Source organism: Burkholderia metallica, from assembly GCF_001718555.1.
Classification (GTDB): Bacteria; Pseudomonadota; Gammaproteobacteria; order Burkholderiales; family Burkholderiaceae; genus Burkholderia; species Burkholderia metallica.
In genome coordinates this window covers 122,008-142,844 of the sequence record NZ_CP013401.1, presented here as the reverse complement: position 1 = coordinate 142,844, position 20,837 = coordinate 122,008, and the positions used below count along the sequence as shown (strand labels likewise).

The window sequence follows — 20,837 nt, the reverse complement described above, 5'->3', positions numbered from 1 at the left end:
CGCGCGCGGCTGCACTTACTTCGCCGAGATGTCGATATCGCCGAAATACTTCAGCCCGAGCGACTTCACCGTGCCGTCCGCCTTCAGCTTGTCGATCGCCGCATCGAGTTTCGCCTTCAGCGCGCTGTCGCCCTTGCGCAGCCCGAATGCGATGCCGCTGCCGAGGATCTTGTCGTCGTGCACCGGCTGGCCGACGAACGCGAAGCCCTTGCCGTCCGGACGCGACAGGAAGCCGCGCTGGCCCGACGGTGCGAGCACGAGCGTCGCGTCGAGACGGCCCGCGACCAGATCCGCATACGCCTGGTTCTGGTCCTGGTACGCGACGATCGCGACGCCGGCCGGCTCCCAGTGCGCCTTCGCGAAGGTTTCCTGGATCGATGCCTGCAGCACGCCGACGCGCTTGCCCTTCAGCGATTCGGGCGTCGGCAGCAGGCCGCTGCCGGTGCGCGCGATCAGCTGGGTCGGCACGCGATAGATGATCGTCGTGAAATCGATCGCCTGGCGGCGCTGCTCGGTCGCATTCATCGCCGAGTTGATCGCGTCGAACTTGCGCCCCTTCAGCGCGGGAATCAGCCCGTCGAACGACGTCTCGACCCATTTGCACGACAGCTTCGCCGTCTGGCAGACGGTATTGCCGACGTCGATGTCGAAGCCCTGCAGGTCGCCGTTCGGCGCTTTCGATTCGAACGGCGGGTATTGCGCTTCAAGGCCGAAACGCAGCGTCTGCGCGTCGGCGAGCGCCGCGCCCGAGCCGATTGCGCACGCGAGTGCGAACGCGAGTTTCAGGGTGGTCGTGTGCTTCATCGTGATCTCCTGTGTCTGGTCGATGCGACGCGCCCGTCGCCGGATGCCCGTCGCCGGTTTTCATACGGGCCTACAGCGAACGCAGCCGCCGCGCGCCTTCGACCAGCGTCGCGTCGTCCTTCGAAAAGCTGAGCCGGATCACGCCGGCGTCGGTGCCGTCGGTATAGAACGCCGACAGCGGAATCGTCGCGACGCGCGCGTCGCGGATCAGGCGCAGCACGAAATCGCTGTCGCTTTCGTCCGAGAAGTGGCGAAAGCGCGCGAGCATGAAGAACGAGCCTTCGCTCGGCAGCAGCTCGAAACGGGAATCGGCCAACTCGCGCGCGAGCAGGTCGCGCTTGGCCTGATAGAACGCCGACAGGCCGAGATAGCTGTCCGGCCGCGCGAGGATCTCCGCGAACGCGACCTGCATCGGCGTATCGGCCGCGAACACCATGAACTGGTGCACCTTGCGGATCTCGTCCATCAGCTCGGCCGGCGCGAGGCAGTAGCCGACGCGCCAGCCGGTCACGTGGAACGACTTGCCGAACGACGACACGATCACGCTGCGCTCCGCCAGCTCGCGATGGCGCGCCATGCTCTGGTGCTGCGCGCCGTCGAACACGACGTGTTCGTAGACTTCGTCGGACAACACCACGATGCCCGTGTCGCGCGTGAGTTGCGCGAGCCGCGCCAGATCGTCGGCCGAGAATACCGTCGCGGTCGGGTTGTGCGGCGTGTTGACGATGATCATCCGCGTGCGCGGCGTGATGGCTGCGGCCACTTCGTCCCAGTTCACGCGGAAGTGCTCGGGCGACAGCTTGATCGCCACCGGCGTCGCGCCCTGCAGCCGCACGATCGGCGCATAGCTGTCGAACGACGGCTCGAAGTAGATCACCTCGTCGCCCGGATGCACGAGCGCGCTGATCGCCGCGTAGAGCCCTTCGCTCGCGCTCGCGATCACCGTGATCTCGGTGGCCGGGTCGTAGCGCGCGCCGTACAGCGCTTCGGTCTTTTCGGCGAGCCGTTCACGCAGCGCCGTGACGCCGGCCATTGGCGCGTACTGGTTGTGCCCGTCGCGCATCGCGCGGGCGACGCCTTCGACGAGCGCCGGATCGGGCGCGAAATTCGGCGCGCCTTGCGACAGGTTCAATGCATCGTGTCGAGCCGCCAGTTGGCCGATCACCGTGAAGATCGTCGTCCCGACGTCGGGCAGTTTCGAACGGGGCGCGGTGGCGCTTCGCATGACTCCTCCTTCTGATGTCCTTCAGGCGGCCCCGCGCGACGCACGCGGCCTGCTTCCACCGCATGATTTAGCCCGAGCCAATATCGGCGGACAATCGAAAGTTCGTCATGGCGGCCATGCATTTTTCTCATGGCTCTTGGAAAGCGGCACGCAGCAACAAGGCTCGCCTGCCGGGGTGGTATGCGAATCAGGCATTACCCCTAGGAGGCTTCACGGGCCGGCCGCCGCCAGGTAGGCGAGCAGCACGGTCCGCAGTTCGTCGCGCAGCGCGGCGATGTCGAACGCGGGCCCGAGCGTCAGCAACGCCTGCGACAGCCCGCCGTAACAGAGCGTGTGCGCCATCCGCGCGAGCCCGTCGAGCCGCGCAGCCGGCGGCGGATCGGCCGCATGCGCGAGCGCGTCGCGCCACAGCGCGACATACGCGTCGTAGTGCCGGCGATACGCGGTGAGCGGCGACACCTGCCGTTCCAGCGCGAAGAGCGCGGCCCACAGCGCCGCGTCGGCGCCGATCGCATCGGCCTGGAGATCGACCAGCGCGACGGCGAGTTCGGCCCGCGGCGCGCCGCGCCGCTGCGCCACGACTTCGCGCAGCCGGTCGGCCAGCGCCTGCACGTACCGGTGGATGCAGAGCGCCGCGAGGCTCTGCTTGTCGCCGAAATACTCGTAGAAGGTGCCGATGCTCACGCCCGCGACGGCCGCGATCTCGCGGATCGTCGCCTGCGCGTAGCCGCGTTCGAGCAAAAGCTGAACGAACGCCTGCTGCAGCGCGTCGGAACTCGCCTGCGCGCGCGACTGGCGCGGCCGGCGGCGCAACGCGGGCGCGGGTTGCGCCGCCGGCTGGCCGGGCGGCGCCGGAACCTGAACATGTCGCGGCGGCATATTTGCTACTCTGAATTCAGCAGGGAATGCGTTTACCGGGCGCCGGAACCCGCGCCGAAGCGCGATCCGGGCGGCACCGCGCCGGCTGCCCGCGAAGCATGAGACCGGAGACAACCTCGATGACCGAAGCGACTCACGCCGTCACGAACCAGTTCGACGAACTGGTCGACTATAACCTCTTCGCGACGGACATCGCGCTGCGCGACGCGCTTGCCCGCGCGGGCGCCGACTGGGCCGTGCCGCAGCTCGACGCATACGGCGCGCGGCTCGGCAGCGCCGACAACGCCCGGCTCGCCGACGAAGCGAACCGCCATCCGCCGGAACTGAGCGCGTTCGACCGGCGCGGCCGGCGCATCGACCGCGTCGACTTCCACCCGGCGTGGCACGCGCTGCTCGGCCAGTACCGCCGCGAGGGCTTCGTGTCGCTCGCGTTCCGCGATACGCGCCGCGGCCGCTGGGCCGCGACGGCCGCCGGCTTTTACCTGCATGGCCAGATCGAGGCCGGCACGCTGTGCCCGGCGACGATGACGCAGGCGGCGATCCCCGTGCTGCAGAAGGAACCGGCACTGTGGGATCTGCTGCGCGACAAGCTCTACAGCGACGACTACGACCCGCGCGACGTGCCGGTCGCCGACAAGCGCGCGATCTGGTTCGGCATGGGCATGACCGAGAAACAGGGCGGCTCCGACGTGCGCGCGAACACGACGCTCGCGACCGCCGTCGGCGCCGGCGGACGCGGCGGCGAATACCAACTGCGCGGCCACAAGTGGTTCTTCTCCGCGCCGATGTGCGACGCGCACCTCGTCGTCGCGCGCACCGAAGCCGGCGGCCCGTCGTGCTTCTACGTGCCGCGCTGGCGGCCGGACGGCACGAAGAACGCGGTCGAGATCCAGCGGCTGAAGGACAAGGTCGGCAACCGCAGCAACTCGAGCAGCGAGGTCGAGCTGAACGACGCGTGGGGCATCATGCTCGGCGACGAAGGCCGCGGCATTCCGACCATCATCGAGATGGCCACCTACACGCGGCTGAACTGCGTGCTCGGCAGCGCGGCAATGCTGCGCCAGGGCGTCGTGCAGGCGATCGCCTACACGCGCCAGCGCCACGCGTTCGGCCGCGCGCTCGCCGACCAGCCGCTGATGCGCACCGTGCTCGCTGATCTCGCGCTCGAAAGCGAAGCCGCGCTCTCGCTTGCGATGCGCCTTGCCGACGCGTTCGAGCGCGACGACTCGCCGCGCGAACGCGCGTGGAAGCGAATCGTCACGCCCGCCGCGAAATTCTGGGTGTGCAAGCGCGCGGTCGAGCTGACCGGCGAAGTGATGGAGGTGTTCGGCGGCAACGGCTACGTCGACGACGGTCCGATCGCGCGGCTGTTTCGCGAAGCGCCCGTCAACTCGATCTGGGAAGGCTCGGGCAACGTGATGTGCCTCGACGTGCTGCGCGCGGTGTCGCGCGAGCCCGACGCGGCCGCCGCGCTGTTCGCCGAACTCGCCGACCTCGGCGCGGGCGAACCGCGCATTCGCGCGGCGCTCGACACGCTGCGCGCGATGCTGGCGGCGCCGGCCGACATGCTGGAGGCGTCGGCGCGTCTGTTCGCGCAGCGGCTCGCGCTGGTCGCGCAGGCGTGCCTGCTGCGGCGCGAGGCGCCGGCGGCGGTGTCGGACGCGTTCATTGCGACGCGGCTCGGCGAATCGTCCTGGGGAAGGATTGCGGGCGGTTTCGATCCGCGGGCGATCGATGTCGGGGCGTTGCTCGGGCGGGCGTATCCGGGCTGATGGGGCGCTTCACCGCGCGATTCGGTCGGGGGCTACCAATGGTATCTCGCTTGCAGGTGTGATCGCGCCGGTGTTTGCGCCGGAGAGCGCACGTGCAGGTGATCGAGCGACCTGGGTGATGTCATCGCAAGCCGGTTGGGTCGGCGTCCAGGTCGTTCCAATTTACAGTTTGTGAACCTTGCGTCCGCCGACAAGCCGCGCCGGCTCAGAGATTCGCCCCGTCACCGCCAATCTCGAAAAATATCCATTCAATCAATGTATTAACTTCGTTGCCTTGAAGGCACCGTTATTCAACGGAATGCCTTTCTATATTGTCACGTCGTATCTGATCAATTGAAAATGAACGCTCAGGAATATCCTCGACTTTTCACCATTTAGGGTCATATCTAGGGCAGGATTCGGACCTCTGGGGAAATACCTTCGACGAAATCATCACATGCTACAAAAACGAAAGCACGCGAGCGGAAGCACTCGAATTGCTGCACGAAATAGAGTCATTTCAGCAGCGTTTTAGTTCCGATCTGGATGAAGTGTTCCTGGAAGCCTACGGGCATGATTTCAATCCCAAACTGCGGGGATTCACCACTGCGTCCTTTTTCGACGCTCTGCAGAAAAACCTGCAATAGCAGCCATCAAATTCGCGGCGCGGAACTGCTCGGCGAGTAAAAAACAAACCTGCCGCATGCGTGGCCTATACGATAGAAAAAATAGAACTAGTAATATAAATTAGCAATACTTAATCATACTTGTCCGATTGATCGATGTTTCTTATCTGGAATAGCGTCTCTAGGCTGTCGTTCCATTTACTGAAACGGGGAATCCGGATGAATAACGAACACAAAGCACCGACCTATCTTTTCGCTACCGTTGGCGTACTCACGGACCGCGGCGGACGCGTCACCACCGCAACCAGCAGCCTGACGTTGGCCGGACTGGAAGTGGCCTGCGTGGGGGACGTGGTGACCTACGACGACGGTAGCGAAGCCGCGATCATCGACGGTGCGGGAAACAACCATAGCGGGGGCAACCCGTTCGCGTTGGTCGGCAGCCGATTGAGCAATGGCGACCGCATTATCGAAACGCTGCGCACCTCATGGGGCATTCACGTGCCCAATGGGCAAAGCGTTGAGGGGTTGTTCGATCCGACCTACGTACCGCCGTCCTCAGCGCCTGCCTACAGGCTGGCAGTACGTGGCGCGACAACAGCGCGCGGCGGCGCATTGCGCGAACCGTCCAGCACATGGGAAGTCGCACCACACTTGGGCAAGGCTGCTGTATTGGGCGATCTGGTCCACTATCCGGACGGCTCAACCGCGCGCGTCATAAGCGGTCTGGGTTTGGCCGACAGGCCCGACTTTGCACCACTCGCATTCGTCGGCAGTGAACTCGATAACGGCGACACGATCACCGATAGTCCGGAACGACAGGGCGCGGCAGCGTCCGTTGCATTTAGTGTCGTCACCCGCCCGCCCATGTCTCACTGAGGCAGTTCCCATGATCCGCTACTTTCTTGCCAAAGGCGACCGCGCCGGGAATGCGGTGATTATCGAAGGCCTCGACACCGTGACCTGTTCCAATCCGCCGCCCAGCGTCCCTATCGCCACGCTCGACATGAAGACCTACTGCTCGGCTTGCAAGCGCGAAGGATACATCGCACCGCAAGGACCGCGCTGGCCTGGTACCGGCCCGAACGGCAAACAATGGGCGTTAAGCGGGGATATCAATGTTTGCGGATGCAATCCACCGCCGATCTTCCATGCCGAACGCGGCATGCGGATGATTTTCACTGCGGGAGAGGCTGCGATGCTAAATAGGCGCAATCCCGATGCAACCGGCCGCTCGTTTGCTCGATCGGTTGCCGTACATGACCAGCAATTCACCTTGCTCGATGACACCCGCCTCCCGCTCGCGAACATCCGCTATCGAATCGTTACCGACACCGGGCAGATCTTCTCAGGCACGACCGATACGGCCGGGCAGACGCGGCGAATCGTTACCGATGCGTCGGCATCCCTGAAAATCTATACGACGGAACATTAAAGTAATGAAGAATTTTGATATAAATGATGGCGGGGAATGGTTCCTCGTACACTCGGGTGCAATCACCAACACCAATCCCGGGTCGATGGTGGAAGTCACGATCAATACCGAAAGAATATGTCAAAACATGACAAACAAGGAGTTCCGAGAAATGGTATTGAGCAAGCGCGATCATGCCGTTTCTTTCGTGGATAAAAGAATCAAGGATTTGCAGCGCTGGTCCGATGCTGATAGAGCACGCGTACTACAGTGGTTCGGCAAAACAGACGAAGACACCCGCATGACGCTATTAAGAGGGTTGACTGCAATTTCCCGAGTGCTGAAAACACTCACTGGCTACAATTTTACGCGATGGGATAGCGAGCGCTTCAAGCATATTGGGTGCGTTCCAAACCCGAATAAGTCCGGGGTCGCCGCATCAGTGTGCTCGCCGGATACCGTGACCCACACAATCGCAATACATCCCGATTTTTGTACGATGCGCGATTTTTCATGGGAAAAGGATTCCGTAGTTTCCACTCTAATTCATGAGGTGAGTCACTTTGACGACACAATGGGAACCCGGGATCATCGATACTTTATGGAGGAGTGCTTGACGCTCGGAGCCGAAAGTCCGAATCAAGCAATCAACAATGCCGACAGTATTGCGGGATACGTAATTTACAATGCTTAAGTTTACTCTTACCCTGAGCCTTCTCACCTCCAATCCAGCATTTTCATGCATCGCCAGCGAGAATTTTGACATCTACTTCTCGAGAGATAGCTCGAGCATATCGAATGCCGAGATCGCCCGTATTGCAAAATGGACGGCCGATCAAAAAATCAGTTACGCAAATCACTTCGCCAAAGAAACGACGCTGATCAGCGGTCATGCGGAGGAAAGTGAACAGAGAGCACCGGCCCTTGCGCAATCAAGAATGCAGGCCGCGTATGCGCTGCTGGAGCAACTGGATTTTTTACGCGGAACCATCAAGACGAGCGCTCGCGTCTATTCGCATGGCGACGTAGACGATGGGCGGCGTGTGGAAATTTCCTTCCTGCCCGATTGCCCCAACAAGTGCTGTGACGGCAAGTAACGTCATGCCGTCGCCAGTCACGGCGATAACTGCTTCACCAAAGAAAAAGCCACCCGGCCCAACGGCCCGGTGGCTTTTTCGCATGATCGGCGTGGCAGCGGCATGCGCCGCCGCCCGCATCACATCACTGGCGGCTTACTTCCCGCCGATGCTCTTCAGCGGCTTCCACTCGCCCTTCTCGACCTTGTACATCGTGATGCCGCCGTTCTTCAGGTCGCCCTTCGCGTCATACGCGACGTGCGTCGACGTGACGCCCGCCATGTCGCTCTTCGCGAGCACCGGCAGGTACTTCGCCGGATCGGTCGAATCGGCCTTCTTCATCGCGTTCAGCATCGCCATCGCGCCGTCGTACGCGTACGGCGAATAGGTCTGCACTTCTTCGCCGAAACGCTTCTTGTACTTGTCGGCGTAGGTCTTCCCGCCCGGCATCTCCTCGAGCGGGAGGCCAGCCAGCGAAGCAATCGTGCCTTCCGCCGCGTTGCCCGCGATCTTCAGGAACGTCGGCGTCTTCACCATTTCGCCGCTCATCAGCGGAGCGCTGATGCCGAGCGTCTTCATCTGCTTGACCATCGGCGCTGCCTGCGAATCCGCGCCGCCGTAGTAGACGAGGTCCGGCTTCGTCGCCTTGATCTTGGTCAGGATCGCCTTGAAGTCGACTGCCTTGTCGTTCGTGAATTCACGGTCGACGATCGTCGCGCCGCCGGCCTTCGCGGCCTTCTCGAACTGGTCGGCGAGACCCTGGCCGTACGCCGTACGGTCGTCGACGATCGCGATCTTCTTCAGGCCGAGATCCTTCGACGCGAACGTGCCCGCCACCGAGCCCTGCTGCGTGTCGGACGTCATCATGCGGAAGGTCGTCTTGTAGCCTTGCTGCGTGTATTCCGGCGCCGTCGCCATCGCGATTTCCGGAATGCCGGCGTTCGCGTAGATGCGCGATGCGGGGATCGTCGTGCCCGAGTTGAAGTGGCCCAGCATGCCCTTGATGCCGTCGTCGACGAGCTTCTGCGCGACCGTCGTGCCCGTGCGCGGGTCGGCCTGGTCGTCCTGCGTGCTCAGCACGAACTTCACGGGCTTGCCGCCGATCTTCGGGTTCGTCGCGTTGAAATCTTCCAGCGCGAGCACGATCCCGTTCTGCATATCCTTGCCGTAGTGCGCCTGCGCGCCCGTCATCGGCCCTGCGTAACCGATCTTCACGTCATCCGCATGGGCCGTCCCCGCCAGCGACATGACCGCGACGAACGTCGCGCCTGCCACCTTTTTCATCGTGTGTTGCATAGCATCTCCTTGGTACCAGGGTAAATGGAGCGGCTTCGGGATCGCCTTGCCGCTTCCTTTGTTTGATCCGAACGGCAAGGATGGTCAGCCGATCGTCATCAAATTTGCATTGCCGCCGGCCGCCGCCGTATTCACGCTCACCGAGCGCTCCGTCAGCAGCCGTTCCAGCGCGTAATCTTCCGCATCGCCGTTCTCGAACGCGCCCACCGATACGCCCTGCACCGATACGATCGGGCCCGGCCGCTGCGCGACGTCCTTCACGAGCGTCTGCAGTTCGTCGCTGTCGCCTTCGAACAGCACCGCGTCGAACGGCGCGTCGGCCTGCTTGCGCACCGCCGCGTGCGCCTTCAGCGACGCGGGCAGCGCGGCGACCAGCGCCTCGCCGGCAGCACCGGCGAACAGCGCGCGGTTGCCGGTGGCCAGCACCGCGGCGAACTGCGCACGCGCGCCGCCCGGCGTCGCCGCGACACACAGCACCGTGCCGCGCGGGCCGAGTGTATACGTGTTTCGCTCGCCCGTCGGCCCGGTCAGCACGGCAGTCGCGCCGGCCGGCACCTGCGCGAGATAGCCGTCGCACCGTGCGGCCAGCGCCGGTTCGCGCTGCTCGATCAGCCAGTCGCGCAGCGTCGTGAGCGCTGCCGCCGGGTTGCCGCGTGCATCGCCTTCGACCGCGCCGTCCGCGATCAGCATCTGCGCGAGCGAGCGCGGCAGGCCCGACGGACGCGTCGCGAGCAGGCGCTGCAGGTACAGCGCGCCGCCGGCCTTCGGGCCGGTGCCCGACAGCCCTTCGCCGCCGAACGGCTGCACGCCGACCACCGCGCCGATCACGTTGCGGTTCACGTAGATGTTGCCGACGTGCGCGTTCGAGATCACGTGCGCGATCGTCTCGTCGATCCGCGTGTGGATGCCCAGCGTCAGCCCGTAACCGGTCGCGCGGATCTGTTCGAGCAGCTTGTCGAGCTGGCTGCGGCGATAGCGCACCACGTGCAGCACGGGGCCGAACACTTCGCGCTTCAACTCGTCGATGCTGCCGATCTCGATCAGCGTCGGCGGCACGAACGTGCCGTGCGCGCATGCATCGGGCATCGGCAGTTGCGTGACCGCGTGGCCCTTGTCCTTCATCGCCGCGACGTGCGCGTCGATCGTCTGCTTCGCTTCACCGTCGATCACCGGGCCGACGTCCGTCGACAGCCGGTCCGGGTTGCCGAGCGCCAGCTCGTGCATCGCGCCCTTGAGCATCGTCAGCGTGCGGTCCGCAACGTCGTCCTGCAGACACAGAACGCGCAGCGCCGAGCACCGTTGACCGGCCGAGTCGAACGACGACTGCATCACGTCCGCGACGACCTGCTCCGCGAGCGCCGACGAGTCGACGATCATCGCGTTCTGGCCGCCCGTTTCGGCGATCAGCGGGATTGGCTTGCCGTCCGGGTCGAGGCGCGCGGCGAGCGTCTTGTTGATCAGGCGCGCGACTTCGGTCGAGCCGGTGAACATCACCGCGCGCGTACGCGGATCGGCTACCAGCGCCGCGCCGACGGTCTCGCCCGTGCCCGGCAGCAGCTGCACCGCGCCGGCCGGCACACCGGCCTCGCGCAGCAGGCGCACGGCCTGCGCGGCGATCAGCGGCGTCTGTTCGGCCGGTTTCGCGAGCACCGTGTTGCCGGCGGCGAGCGCCGCGGCGACCTGGCCCATGAAGATCGCGAGCGGGAAGTTCCACGGGCTGATACAGACGACCGGGCCCAGCGGACGGTGCGTGTCGTTCGAGAATTCGTCGCGGATCTGCGCGGCGTAGTAGCGCAGGAAGTCGACCGCTTCGCGGATCTCCGCGATCGCGTTCGGCAGCGACTTGCCGGCTTCGCGCACGATCAGGCCCATCAGCGTGTGCATCTGCGCTTCGAGCAGGTCGGCCGCGCGCACCAGGCAATCGGCGCGCGCGTCGACCGGCGTCGCCTGCCAGATCGGCGCGGCGGCCACCGCGTGCGCGAGCGCCGCGCTCACGTGTTCGGCCGTCGCTTCGCTGACCGTGCCGACCAGGTCGCGCTGGTCGGCCGGATTGCGCACGTCGCGGGCCGGTGCGTCGGCGAGCGTGTCGTCGGCGAGCATCGGCGCCGCGCGCCACGGGAAATGCGCGCTCGCGAGCAGCGCGGACGACAGCGACGCGAGACGGTGTTCGTTCGACAGATCGAGGCCCATCGAGTTGGGACGCTCGTCGCCGTACAGGTTGCGCGGCAGCGGGATCTTCGCGTGCGGCGCGCCGAGCGGCACGACCTTCGACGCTTCGTCGACCGGATCGGCGACCAGTTCCTTCACCGACACGGTTTTATCCGCGATGCGGTTCACGAACGACGTGTTCGCGCCGTTCTCGAGCAGGCGGCGCACCAGGTACGCGAGCAGCGTCTCGTGCGTGCCGACCGGCGCGTACACGCGGCACGGACGGTTCAGCTTGTCGCGGCCGGTGACTTCCTCGTACAGCGGCTCGCCCATCCCGTGCAGGCACTGGAATTCGTACTGGCCCGGGTAGTAGTTCTGGCCCGCGAGATGGTAGATCGCGGCCAGCGTGTACGCGTTGTGCGTCGCGAACTGCGGATACACGGCATCCGGCGCCGCGAGCAGCTTCTTCGCGCATGCGAGGTACGACACGTCGGTGTAGATCTTGCGCGTGTAGACCGGATAGCCTTCGAGGCCGTCGACCTGCGCGCGCTTGATCTCGGTATCCCAGTACGCGCCCTTCACGAGCCGGATCATCAGGCGGTGACGGCTGCGGCGCGCGAGATCGATCAGGTAGTCGATCACGAACGGGCAGCGCTTCTGGTAGCCCTGCACGACGAAGCCGATGCCGTTCCAGCCCGCGAGATCCGGGTCGAAGCACAGCGCCTCGAGCAGATCGAGCGACAGCTCGAGCCGGTCGGCTTCTTCCGCGTCGATGTTCAGGCCGATGTCGTAGCGGCGAGCGAGCAGCGCGAGTGCGCGCACGCGCGGCAGCAGCTCGCTCATCGTGCGGTCCTGCTGCGAGCGCGAGTAGCGCGCATGCAGCGCCGACAGCTTGATCGAGATGCCCGGGCCTTCGTAGATGCCGCGGCCGCCGGCCGCCTTGCCGATCGCGTGGATCGCCTGTTCGTACGACGCGTAATAGCGCTGCGCGTCCTCTTCGGTCGTCGCCGCTTCGCCGAGCATGTCGTACGAGTAGCGAAAGCCGCGCGCTTCGTACTTGCGGCTGTTCGCGAGCGCTTCGGAAATCGTCTCGCCGGTGACGAACTGCTCGCCCATCAGGCGCATCGCCATGTCGACGCCCTTGCGGATCAGCGGCTCGCCGCCGCGGCCGATCAGGCGCGTGAGCGCCGACGACAGCCCGGCTTCGCTGTTGGTCGTCACGAGCTTGCCGGTGATCATCAGCCCCCAGGTCGCCGCGTTCACGAACAGCGACGGCGCGTGGCCGACGTGCGAGCGCCAGTCGCCCTTGCTGATCTTGTCGCGGATCAGCGCATCGCGCGTCGCCCGGTCCGGAATGCGCAGCAGCGCTTCGGCGAGACACATCAGCGCGACGCCTTCCTGGCTCGACAGCGAGAACTCGTGGATCAGCCCTTCGACGCCGCCGCCCGAGCTTTTCTCGCGCAGCGCCTCGACGAGCTTCGTCGCGAGCGCCTGCACGTCCGCCTGCAGGTTCGCGGGCAGACGCGCCTGGCCGAGCAGGAACGGCACGCATTCCGGCTCGGGCCGGCGGTACGCGGCCGTGATCGCCGCGCGCAGCACCGATTGCGGCTGCACGTTCTGCGCGAACTCGAGGAACGGATGCGGCGAGTTGTCGTCGTCGCCGTCCGCCGCCTGACCGTCGGCAAGCTCCGTCACGCCGCTGTGCCCCGACAGCTCGGGCGGCAGCTGGCCGTGCTCGATCCGCTCGAGATACGCGAAGATCGCCTGCTTGATCAGCCAGTGGGGGGTGCGCTCGAGACGCGCGGCGGCGTCCTTGAGGCGCGAGCGGAGAAGGTCGTCGACTTTGACGCCGAGAGTCGTGCTTGCCATGGTGGGTTCGTGCGCCGGTGCGAGCCCGGCAATGTGGTGTGAGAGGATGCGCGAAATCCTACGGCACGCAATAAAAAGGTGCAACCAAATTGCGAGGCAGGTTGCACCCATGAGTTAGCCAATATAATCAGCCACTTATGTGGTTGCAACCTAGGAGTTGCCCGTGGTCGGAGGATCGGTGTTTTCCCTGAGCGGCCCGGTTCGGCACACGTGCGCCGCCTTCCGCGCCGGTGGCGGCGGTCGAAAACGGGTTGCACTGGGGTGACGGCGGGTGCGGCGCTCGGGTGCGCCCGGGCGGCGTGAGACGATTCGACGGCGCCCGGCCCGGCGGCCGGGGCGTCCATGCGGCAGCGCGAAAGCGCGGCGCTCGCGCGAGCGCCGCTCAGATATCCAGCGGATCGACCTCGACGCTCCACCGCTGCACGCCCTTCAGTGCACGCAGCGCCGGCTGCCATGCGCGCAGCGCATGCTGCAGCGCCGCCCGCGATGCGCTTTCGAGGAGCAACTGCGCGCGGTGGACGTTCGCGACCTTGACGATCGTCATCGGCACCGCGTCGTAAACGGTCACGCGATCGGCGCCCGGCAGCCCCGGCAGCGCGGCCGCCGCTTGCAGCAGGAACGCGAGCGCCGCATCGAGCGTGCGCCCTTCGGCGCGCAGCAGCGCCTGGTAGACGAACGGCGGCAGGTGCGCGTCGCGGCGCTCGCCGAGCGTCGAATTCGCGAAGCCGACGTAGTCCTGGCGCCCGAGCGCGTGGTACAGCGCGTGGCGCGGGTAGCGCGTCTGCACGAGCACCTCGCCCGGCAGCCCGGCGCGGCCCGCGCGGCCGCTCACCTGCATCAGCTGCGCGAACAGCCGTTCGCTCGCACGGAAGTCGTGCGAGAACAGCGCGGTGTCGGCGTTGAGCACGCCGACGAGCGACACGCGCTGGAAATCGTGCCCCTTCGCGATCATCTGCGTGCCGACCAGGATGTCGACCTCGCCCGCGTGCACATCGGAAAAGAGCGCCTGCGCGCTGCCCTTGCGCCGCGTGCTGTCCGCGTCGATGCGCAGCACGCGCGCACCCGGCACGGCCTCGGCGAGCGCCTCCTCGATGCGCTGCGTGCCGCGCCCAAGCGGCGCGATGTCGACGTTCCCGCACTCGGGGCACGACCGCGGAATGCGCGCCTCCCAGCCGCAATGGTGGCAGCGCAGCGCGTGCTCGGGCTTGTGCAGCACGACGTACGCGCTGCAGCGCGGGCAGCCCGCAACCCAGCCGCATGCATCGCACGCGAGTTGCGGCGCGTAGCCGCGCCGGTTCAGGAAGACGAGGCTCTGTTCGCCGCGCTCGAGCCGCGACTTCAGCGCCGCGACGAGCGGCCCCGACAGCCCGCCCATCGACGCGCGTCCGCGCCGCCGCTCCTCTTCGAGGTCGATCAGCCGCACGGAAGGCAGCGTCGCGTCGGCCACCGCGCGGCGCGACAGCGTGAGCCGCGTGTAGCGGCCCTGCTCGGCCTGCCACCAGCTTTCGAGCGACGGCGTCGCCGAGCCGAGCACGACCGTGATGCCGAGCTGCTTCGCGCGCCACACGGCGAGATCGCGCGCCGAATAGCGCAGCCCTTCCTGCTGCTTGTATGCGGGTTCGTGCTCCTCGTCGACGACGACCAGCGCGAGCGTCGGCATCGACGCGAGCACCGCGAGGCGCGTGCCGAGCACGATCCGCGCGCGGCCCGTGTGCGCCGCGAGCCAGTTGCGCGCCCGCTCGCCTTCGGCGAGCCCGCTGTGCAGCGTGACGATCGCATCGTCGGCGAGTGCGCCCGCGAAGCGCGCGCGAAACGCGGCTTCGAACTGCGGCGTCAGGTTGATTTCGGGGACGAGCACGAGCGCCTGCGCGTCCGGCCGCGCATCGAGCAGCGACGCGAGCGCGTGCAGATAGACCTCGGTCTTGCCGCTGCCCGTCACGCCGTGCAGCAGGAACGGCGCGAAACCCTGCGCGGCGCGGATCGCGTCGAGCGCCTCGGCCTGCTGGTCCGTGAGCGCCGGCGGCACGGTTCGTCCACCGGCTGCCAACAGGTTATCCACAGCTTTGGGCACAGGCGCGTCGGCCCAGCCGATTTCCTCGACGTCGACCCAGCCGCGCGCCGCCCAGTCGTCGAGCGTCGCGGCCGCCTTCGGATGCAGCGCGCGCGCGTCGGGCAGCGCCAGCGAGCCGATGTCGACCAGCGCCTGCGCGAGCCGCCGCAGCGCGGCGCCGCGCGCGGGCAACGCATCGGGCAGCGCCGCGCGGCCGGCCTCCGTCGGCCGGTAGCGCACCTCCGGCGCGAGCAGCCGCCCCCAGCGCCCGGCATCGCGCAGCGCCTGCGGCAGCGCCGGCAGCGCGACTTCGCCGCGCCCGCGCTGGTAGTAATCGGCGGCGAACGATACGAGCGCGAGCCACTCCGCCGACAACGGCGGCAAGTCGGCGCAGATCGCGTCGACCGCGCGCAGTCGCGACGGCGGCACGTCGGTGTGAGTCGTCACTTCGCAGACGAGGCCAACCGCCTGCCGCTTGCCGAACGGCACCTGCACGAGCGTGCCCGGCACGGGCGCCGGTTGCGCGTCGCAGCGGTAGTCGAACAGGGTGGCGAGCGGATGATCGAGCGCGACGCGCAGATAGGTACCGCTCATCGCGGCGCTCCGGCGGCATGCGCCGCACGCGTGTGGACGGCCGGGAGCCTCGCCCGCGGCGAGGCGGCGAACTTAAAGTAAAACTTCAGATTCCGCGCTAAGTTTTGGATTCGCATTAGGAATCGCCGTATACCCTGCCCAGCCTGTGGATAACTTTGTTGAGAACTCGACGCTCGCCGGCCGCAACGCGCGCGGGGCCGCGCTTTCCGCTGATTTTGGCCGCGTGTTGCGGCGCCCCGCGGAGCCTTATTCCATAAGGCTGCTATTCAAATGACCGAACCATAGCAAGACGAATTGACCGATACGGGGCTCTACCGCGCTGCAACGTGGAAAATGTGTATAAGTCAAGTCTTGACAAGCACTGAAGCGGCGACCGGTGCGGGGTTGCGCCCTGTTTAGTTGCAGCAACGAAACGTCGTCACGCCGCAGCGCAACATGACGGCGCCGCGATCAGCCCGCAGCACCCCGCCGGATCGCGCGGCTGTGGCTGTGCACTTCGTCGACGAGTTCCGCGACGTGATCGGGCGACGTGAATTGCGAAATGCCGTGCCCGAGGTTGAATACGTGGCCCGGATGGTTGCCGTAGCTGTCGAGCACCGCGCGCGCCTGTTCGCGCACCGCGGCGGGCGGCGCAAACAGGATCGTCGGATCGAGGTTGCCCTGCAGCGCGACGCGCCCGGCGACGCGCTCGCGCGCCGTGCCGAGATTCACCGTCCAGTCGAGCCCGACCGCGTCGACGCCGGTCGCCGCGATTTCCTCGAGCCACAGCCCGCCGCCCTTCGTGAACGTGATCACCGGCACGCGCTCGCCGTCGTGCTCGCGCTTGAGCTGCGACACCACGCGGCGAATGTAGTCGAGCGAGAAACGCTGGTACGCGCCGTCCGCCAGCGCGCCGCCCCACGTATCGAAGATCATCACGGCCTGCGCGCCGGCTTCGATCTGCGCGTTCAGGTACGCGGCCACCGCCTGCGCGTTCACGTCGAGGATCCGGTGCATCAGGTCGGGGCGCGAATACGCCATCGACTTCACCGTGCGGAAATCGTCCGACCCGCCGCCTTCGACCATGTAGCACGCGAGCGTCCACGGGCTGCCCGAGAAACCGATCAGCGGCACGCGCTGGCGGCCCTGGCCATCGGTCAGCGCGCGGCGGATCTCGCGCACGGCGCCCGTCACGTAGCCGAGCGTTTCCTCGATGTCCGGCACCGCGAGCTTCGCGACGTCGGCCTCGGTGCGCACCGGATGCGCGAACTTCGGCCCTTCGCCGACCTGGAAGTCGAGGCCGAGGCCCATCGCGTCGGGGATCGTCAGGATGTCCGAGAACAGGATCGCGGCGTCGAGCGGAAAGCGCTCGAGCGGCTGCAGCGTCACTTCGGTCGCGTAGTCGGGCTGCTTCGCGAGACCGAGGAAGCTGCCGGCGCGCGCGCGCGTCGCGTTGTATTCGGGCAGGTAGCGGCCGGCCTGGCGCATCAGCCAGATCGGCGTGTAGTCGGTCGGCTCGCGCAGAAGCGCACGCAGGAAGGTGTCGTTGAGCAGGGTATGGGCCACGGTAGGAGCGACGATGCGAGGGCAAAGCGGCATTTTACCGGACAGCCGCCGCCAGGCCGCGCATGCCGACGCAATGGCGGCCATATGACGCGCGCGATGGCTCCGTTATGATCGGACGCTCATATCGAACGCAACGAAGGAGGAGACCGATGAAGCCATTCGCCACACTCGCCGCGACCGCATTGCTTTGCTGCGCCGCCGCGCACGCGCAGACCGGCGCGGGCGCCGCCGCACCCGCTTCCGCGGCGGCCGCTTCCACGGCGGCCGGCGCGTCGCGGCTCGACGACGTCATCGCGCGCGGCACGCTGCGCGTGTGCACGACGGGCGACTACAAGCCGTATTCGTACTATCGTGCGGACGGCCGCTTCGAGGGCATCGACATCGACATGGCCGAATCGCTCGCGAAGTCGCTCGGCGTGAAGACCGACTTCGTGAAGACGAGCTGGCCGAGCCTCACCGGCGACTTCGTTGCGAAATGCGACATCGCGGTGGGCGGCGTCTCGACGACGCTCGAGCGCCAGAAGCGCGCGTTCTTCACGCAGCCGTACGTCGTGGACGGCAAGACACCGATCGTGCGCTGCGCGGATGCCGACAAATACCAGACCGTCGCGCAGATCGACCGGCCCGAAACGCGCGTGATCGTGAACCCGGGCGGCACCAACGAGCGGTTCGCGAAGCAGTTCTTCACGCACGCCACGCTGTCCGTCTATCCGGACAACGTAACGATCTTCAAGCAGATCCTCGCAGGCAAGGCGGACGTGATGGTGACGGATGCGTCCGAGACGCTGCTGCAGCAAAAGCTGAATCCGGGCCTGTGCTCGGTGCATCCGGACAAGCCGTTCCAGTTCGGCGAGAAGGCGTACATGGTGCCGCGCGGCGACGTCGTGTTCCAGCAGTACGTCGACCAGTGGCTGCATCTCGCGCTGTCGACCGGCGAATACCGGGCGGTTTCGGACAAGTGGCTGAAGTGAGCGGGTTCGCGCGCGGCGGTCGGTAACGGGCACCGACCCCGCCGCCGCCCCGCGAAAGTCGCTGCGCGGCGGCGGCCGAAGGGCCGCCGTTACACTTCGACGCGGTGCGCCGGCGCCGCCAAACCGGCCCGAAGCCGCCGAATCGGCCGAACGGCCGACTTTCGCGGCCGCCGATCACGTTTCAAAATCTTTCCGACGAATGAATCGTCATGCGCGATATCGGCCGAACCGCGCATTTTGTCGCGTGCAAATCGGCAGTTCGTCGAGCCGGATACGCATGAAAAACGCATCGCGTGCATGCGCTGAAAACGCTGCGGAAAATATGGGTAAAAATGACTCTTTTCGCGCCCTCAAAAACAGCAAAAAATCCCGGAAAGCCTTATCTGGCGGGCGTTACAACCTGAAACACTTTGTTACCGCGACAGGTCATTAATTCGCCCACAATGGCCTCAACGGTTTCAACACGGATGCGGTCTCGTGTGCCAAGTGTGAGCGGACGCGAAGCGCTGCGAGCCAGTCGGTCACGTACCGAAGCCCTTCCGGGGGGCATCCCTGTTGGAGTCGTTTCCGGCCCCCCGCCGGATTCGGTTTCATCTTTGGTCTCCTCGCGCTAACCCCGTAGCGTGTGGTTTTTAGCGGGCTAATAAGCCCGCTTTTTTTCGTCCATCGAAAGCGCAACGGCCCGCAGGCCGCCGCGTTTTCCCGCCTGCATGCCGCGCTATGCGGTCTTCTGCACGTCGAGCTTCAGCTCCTCGATCATCCGGTCGCGCATCACGAACTTCTGCACCTTGCCCGTCACCGTCATCGGCAGCTCGTCGACGAAGCGGATGTAGCGCGGAATCTTGTAGTGCGCGATCTGCCCGGTGCAGAACGCGCGCACGTCGTCCTCGGTCATCTGCTCGTCGGCGCGCAGCACGATCCACGCGCACAGCTCCTCGCCGTATTTCGCATCGGGCACGCCGAACACCTGCGCGCTCTGGATCTTCGGATGCCTGAACAGGAATTCCTCGATCTCGCGCGGATACACGTTCTCGCCGCCGCGAATCACCATGTCCTTCAGCCGGCCGACGATATTGCAGTAGCCGTGCGCATCGAGCGTCGCGAGGTCGCCCGTATGCATCCAGCCGTCCACCAGCACCTCGCGCGTCTTCGCGTCGTCGTCCCAGTAGCCGAGCATCACCGAATAGCCCTTCGTGCACAGCTCGCCCGTCGCGCCGACCGGCACGATGTCGCCGCTCGGATCGATGATCTTCACTTCCAGATGCGGCTGGATTCGCCCGACCGTCGTCGTGCGCTTCTCCAGCGGATCGTCGGTCGAGCTCTGGAACGACACGGGGCTCGTCTCCGTCATCCCGTACGCGATCGTGATTTCCGACAGGTGCATCTGCGATACCACACGCTTCATCGTCTCGATCGGGCACGGCGAGCCGGCCATGATCCCGGTGCGCAGCGTCGACAGGTCGAATTTCGCGAACTCGGGATGATCGAGCTCCGCGATGAACATCGTCGGCACGCCGTGCAGCGCGGTGCAGCGTTCGTCGGCCACCGCCGCGAGCGTCGCGACCGGGTCGAACGCTTCGCCGGGGAACACCATCGTCGCGCCCGTCGACACGCATGCGAGCACCGCGAGCACCATCCCGAAGCAGTGATACAGCGGCACCGGGATGCACAGCGAATCCTGCTCGGTAAAGCGCATCGCCATCGCGATGAAGCGCGCGTTGTTGACGACGTTGCGATGCGTGAGCGTCGCGCCCTTCGGGCTGCCCGTCGTGCCGCTCGTGAACTGGATGTTGATCGGCTCGCCGGCCGCGAGCGTCGCGCCGATCGCATCGAGCAACGCGGGATCGACGGCCTGACGGCCGCGCGCCATCACGTCCGTGAAGCGGAACATGCCGGCCGGCGCAACGTCGCCCATCGACACGATCGTGCGCAGGCTCGGCACGCGCGCCGCGTGCAGGTCGCCCGGTGTCGCGGTCGCGAGCTCCGGCGCGAGGGTCTGCAGCATCTCGACGTACGCCGACGTCTTGAAGCGCTCGGCAGCGATCACCGCCTTGCAGCCGACCTTGTTCAGCGCGTATTCGAGTTCCGACAACCGGTACGCAGGATTGATGTTGACGAGCACCGCGCCGATCCGCGCGGTCGCGAACTGCGTGAGCAGCCATTCGCTGCGGTTCGGCGACCAGATGCCGACACGATCGCCCTTCACGATGCCGAGCGCGGCGAGGCCCGCCGCGAGCACGTCGACCTCGTTCGCGAACGCGCGCCAGGTCCAGCGCACCTGCTGCTCGCGGAACACGACGGCCGGACGTTCGGGAAAGCGGCCCGCCGTGTCGAGCAGGAACCGGCTGATCGTCGCTTCGGAGAGCGGCACGTCGGTTGCGCCGCGCACGTACGACAAGCCGTTTTCGGGCGCGATCAGCGCCCCCACGCCAAGGTCTGCTGCCATGAATGTCTCCGTCCTTTTTGTCTGATCGGGCTGCGTGCGCGTACCGCACCCACGTCCGCCGCCTGGGTCGCAACGGACCGCCCTCACCGCGGAGATGATGCCGCGCTCCGCTGACGACACTCTGACATCAATTCGCGGCGGAC

Annotated in this window: 16 protein-coding genes; 8 read left to right on the top strand and 8 right to left on the bottom strand. The window is 66.2% G+C overall.

Features of this window, described 5'->3' with window-relative positions:
• Positions 1–15 precede the first annotated feature (15 nt).
• From WJ16_RS00600 to WJ16_RS00590, 3 genes are all read right to left on the bottom strand, one after another.
• A complete protein-coding gene (locus tag WJ16_RS00600) occupies positions 16–804 on the bottom strand; it encodes an ABC transporter substrate-binding protein (protein WP_069255424.1) in 789 nt (262 codons plus the stop codon).
• A gap of 70 nt (positions 805–874) precedes the next feature.
• Positions 875–2,029 (bottom strand): pyridoxal phosphate-dependent aminotransferase, encoded by a 1,155-nt coding sequence (locus WJ16_RS00595; protein WP_069255423.1) that lies wholly within the window; start codon positions 2,027–2,029, stop codon positions 875–877.
• 210 nt (positions 2,030–2,239) lie between these two features.
• Entirely contained in the window at positions 2,240–2,908 is a 669-nt protein-coding gene (locus WJ16_RS00590) for a TetR/AcrR family transcriptional regulator (protein WP_069255422.1), read from the bottom strand.
• A 119-nt stretch (positions 2,909–3,027) separates the two neighbouring features.
• Here WJ16_RS00590 and WJ16_RS00585 point away from each other — a divergent pair, with 119 nt between their 5' ends.
• From WJ16_RS00585 to WJ16_RS00570, 6 genes are all read left to right on the top strand, one after another.
• Positions 3,028–4,680: an acyl-CoA dehydrogenase family protein gene (locus tag WJ16_RS00585; RefSeq protein WP_069255421.1), complete on the top strand. Its 1,653-nt coding sequence runs from the start codon at positions 3,028–3,030 to the stop codon at positions 4,678–4,680.
• A 332-nt stretch (positions 4,681–5,012) separates the two neighbouring features.
• Complete coding sequence (locus tag WJ16_RS35195) at positions 5,013–5,306, top strand: contact-dependent growth inhibition system immunity protein (protein ID WP_167375375.1); 294 nt, start codon at positions 5,013–5,015, stop codon at positions 5,304–5,306.
• A 198-nt stretch (positions 5,307–5,504) separates the two neighbouring features.
• Positions 5,505–6,164: a PAAR domain-containing protein gene (locus WJ16_RS00580; RefSeq protein WP_069255420.1), complete on the top strand. Its 660-nt coding sequence runs from the start codon at positions 5,505–5,507 to the stop codon at positions 6,162–6,164.
• A gap of 10 nt (positions 6,165–6,174) precedes the next feature.
• Complete coding sequence (locus tag WJ16_RS00575; protein ID WP_076605848.1) at positions 6,175–6,720, top strand: PAAR domain-containing protein; 546 nt, start codon at positions 6,175–6,177, stop codon at positions 6,718–6,720.
• A 4-nt stretch (positions 6,721–6,724) separates the two neighbouring features.
• Complete coding sequence (locus WJ16_RS32645; RefSeq protein ID WP_076605847.1) at positions 6,725–7,393, top strand: M35 family metalloendopeptidase; 669 nt, start codon at positions 6,725–6,727, stop codon at positions 7,391–7,393.
• Positions 7,386–7,796, top strand: coding sequence for an OmpA family protein (locus WJ16_RS00570; RefSeq protein ID WP_069255419.1), 411 nt, complete (start codon positions 7,386–7,388; stop codon positions 7,794–7,796). The genes WJ16_RS32645 and WJ16_RS00570 overlap by 8 nt, the downstream gene beginning before the upstream one ends.
• Before the next feature lie 135 nt (positions 7,797–7,931).
• On the opposite strand, the gene WJ16_RS00565 is transcribed toward WJ16_RS00570, so the two are convergent.
• The 4 genes from WJ16_RS00565 to hemE form a co-directional block, all read right to left on the bottom strand.
• Entirely contained in the window at positions 7,932–9,071 is a 1,140-nt protein-coding gene (locus WJ16_RS00565; protein WP_069255418.1) for a branched-chain amino acid ABC transporter substrate-binding protein, read from the bottom strand.
• An 84-nt stretch (positions 9,072–9,155) separates the two neighbouring features.
• Positions 9,156–13,088, bottom strand: coding sequence for a trifunctional transcriptional regulator/proline dehydrogenase/L-glutamate gamma-semialdehyde dehydrogenase (gene putA, locus WJ16_RS00560; protein WP_069255417.1), 3,933 nt, complete (start codon positions 13,086–13,088; stop codon positions 9,156–9,158).
• 382 nt (positions 13,089–13,470) lie between these two features.
• Complete coding sequence (locus WJ16_RS00555) at positions 13,471–15,732, bottom strand: primosomal protein N' (RefSeq protein WP_069255416.1); 2,262 nt, start codon at positions 15,730–15,732, stop codon at positions 13,471–13,473.
• A gap of 450 nt (positions 15,733–16,182) precedes the next feature.
• Positions 16,183–17,277: a uroporphyrinogen decarboxylase gene (gene hemE / locus WJ16_RS00550; protein ID WP_279610525.1), complete on the bottom strand. Its 1,095-nt coding sequence runs from the start codon at positions 17,275–17,277 to the stop codon at positions 16,183–16,185.
• Positions 17,278–17,426: 149 nt separating this feature from the next.
• Here hemE and WJ16_RS00545 point away from each other — a divergent pair, with 149 nt between their 5' ends.
• Positions 17,427–18,248, top strand: coding sequence for a transporter substrate-binding domain-containing protein (locus WJ16_RS00545; protein WP_069255415.1), 822 nt, complete (start codon positions 17,427–17,429; stop codon positions 18,246–18,248).
• A gap of 277 nt (positions 18,249–18,525) precedes the next feature.
• Positions 18,526–18,681, top strand: coding sequence for a hypothetical protein (locus WJ16_RS35190; protein ID WP_167375360.1), 156 nt, complete (start codon positions 18,526–18,528; stop codon positions 18,679–18,681).
• Positions 18,682–18,966: 285 nt separating this feature from the next.
• Here WJ16_RS35190 and WJ16_RS00535 read toward each other — a convergent pair whose 3' ends face one another.
• Positions 18,967–20,694, bottom strand: coding sequence for an AMP-binding protein (locus WJ16_RS00535; protein ID WP_069255413.1), 1,728 nt, complete (start codon positions 20,692–20,694; stop codon positions 18,967–18,969).
• Positions 20,695–20,837 lie beyond the last annotated feature (143 nt).

Coding starts and splice junctions, on each gene's coding strand:
- WJ16_RS00600 (WP_069255424.1), bottom strand. CDS start 804: ATGAAGCACACGACCACCCTGAAACTCGCGTTCGCACTCGCGTGCGCA.
- WJ16_RS00595 (WP_069255423.1), bottom strand. CDS start 2,029: ATGCGAAGCGCCACCGCGCCCCGTTCGAAACTGCCCGACGTCGGGACG.
- WJ16_RS00590 (WP_069255422.1), bottom strand. CDS start 2,908: ATGCCGCCGCGACATGTTCAGGTTCCGGCGCCGCCCGGCCAGCCGGCG.
- WJ16_RS00585 (WP_069255421.1), top strand. CDS start 3,028: ATGACCGAAGCGACTCACGCCGTCACGAACCAGTTCGACGAACTGGTC.
- WJ16_RS00580 (WP_069255420.1), top strand. CDS start 5,505: ATGAATAACGAACACAAAGCACCGACCTATCTTTTCGCTACCGTTGGC.
- WJ16_RS00575 (WP_076605848.1), top strand. CDS start 6,175: ATGATCCGCTACTTTCTTGCCAAAGGCGACCGCGCCGGGAATGCGGTG.
- WJ16_RS32645 (WP_076605847.1), top strand. CDS start 6,725: ATGAAGAATTTTGATATAAATGATGGCGGGGAATGGTTCCTCGTACAC.
- WJ16_RS00570 (WP_069255419.1), top strand. CDS start 7,386: ATGCTTAAGTTTACTCTTACCCTGAGCCTTCTCACCTCCAATCCAGCA.
- WJ16_RS00565 (WP_069255418.1), bottom strand. CDS start 9,071: ATGCAACACACGATGAAAAAGGTGGCAGGCGCGACGTTCGTCGCGGTC.
- putA (WP_069255417.1), bottom strand. CDS start 13,088: ATGGCAAGCACGACTCTCGGCGTCAAAGTCGACGACCTTCTCCGCTCG.
- WJ16_RS00555 (WP_069255416.1), bottom strand. CDS start 15,732: ATGAGCGGTACCTATCTGCGCGTCGCGCTCGATCATCCGCTCGCCACC.
- WJ16_RS00545 (WP_069255415.1), top strand. CDS start 17,427: ATGAAGCCATTCGCCACACTCGCCGCGACCGCATTGCTTTGCTGCGCC.
- WJ16_RS35190 (WP_167375360.1), top strand. CDS start 18,526: ATGAAAAACGCATCGCGTGCATGCGCTGAAAACGCTGCGGAAAATATG.
- WJ16_RS00535 (WP_069255413.1), bottom strand. CDS start 20,694: ATGGCAGCAGACCTTGGCGTGGGGGCGCTGATCGCGCCCGAAAACGGC.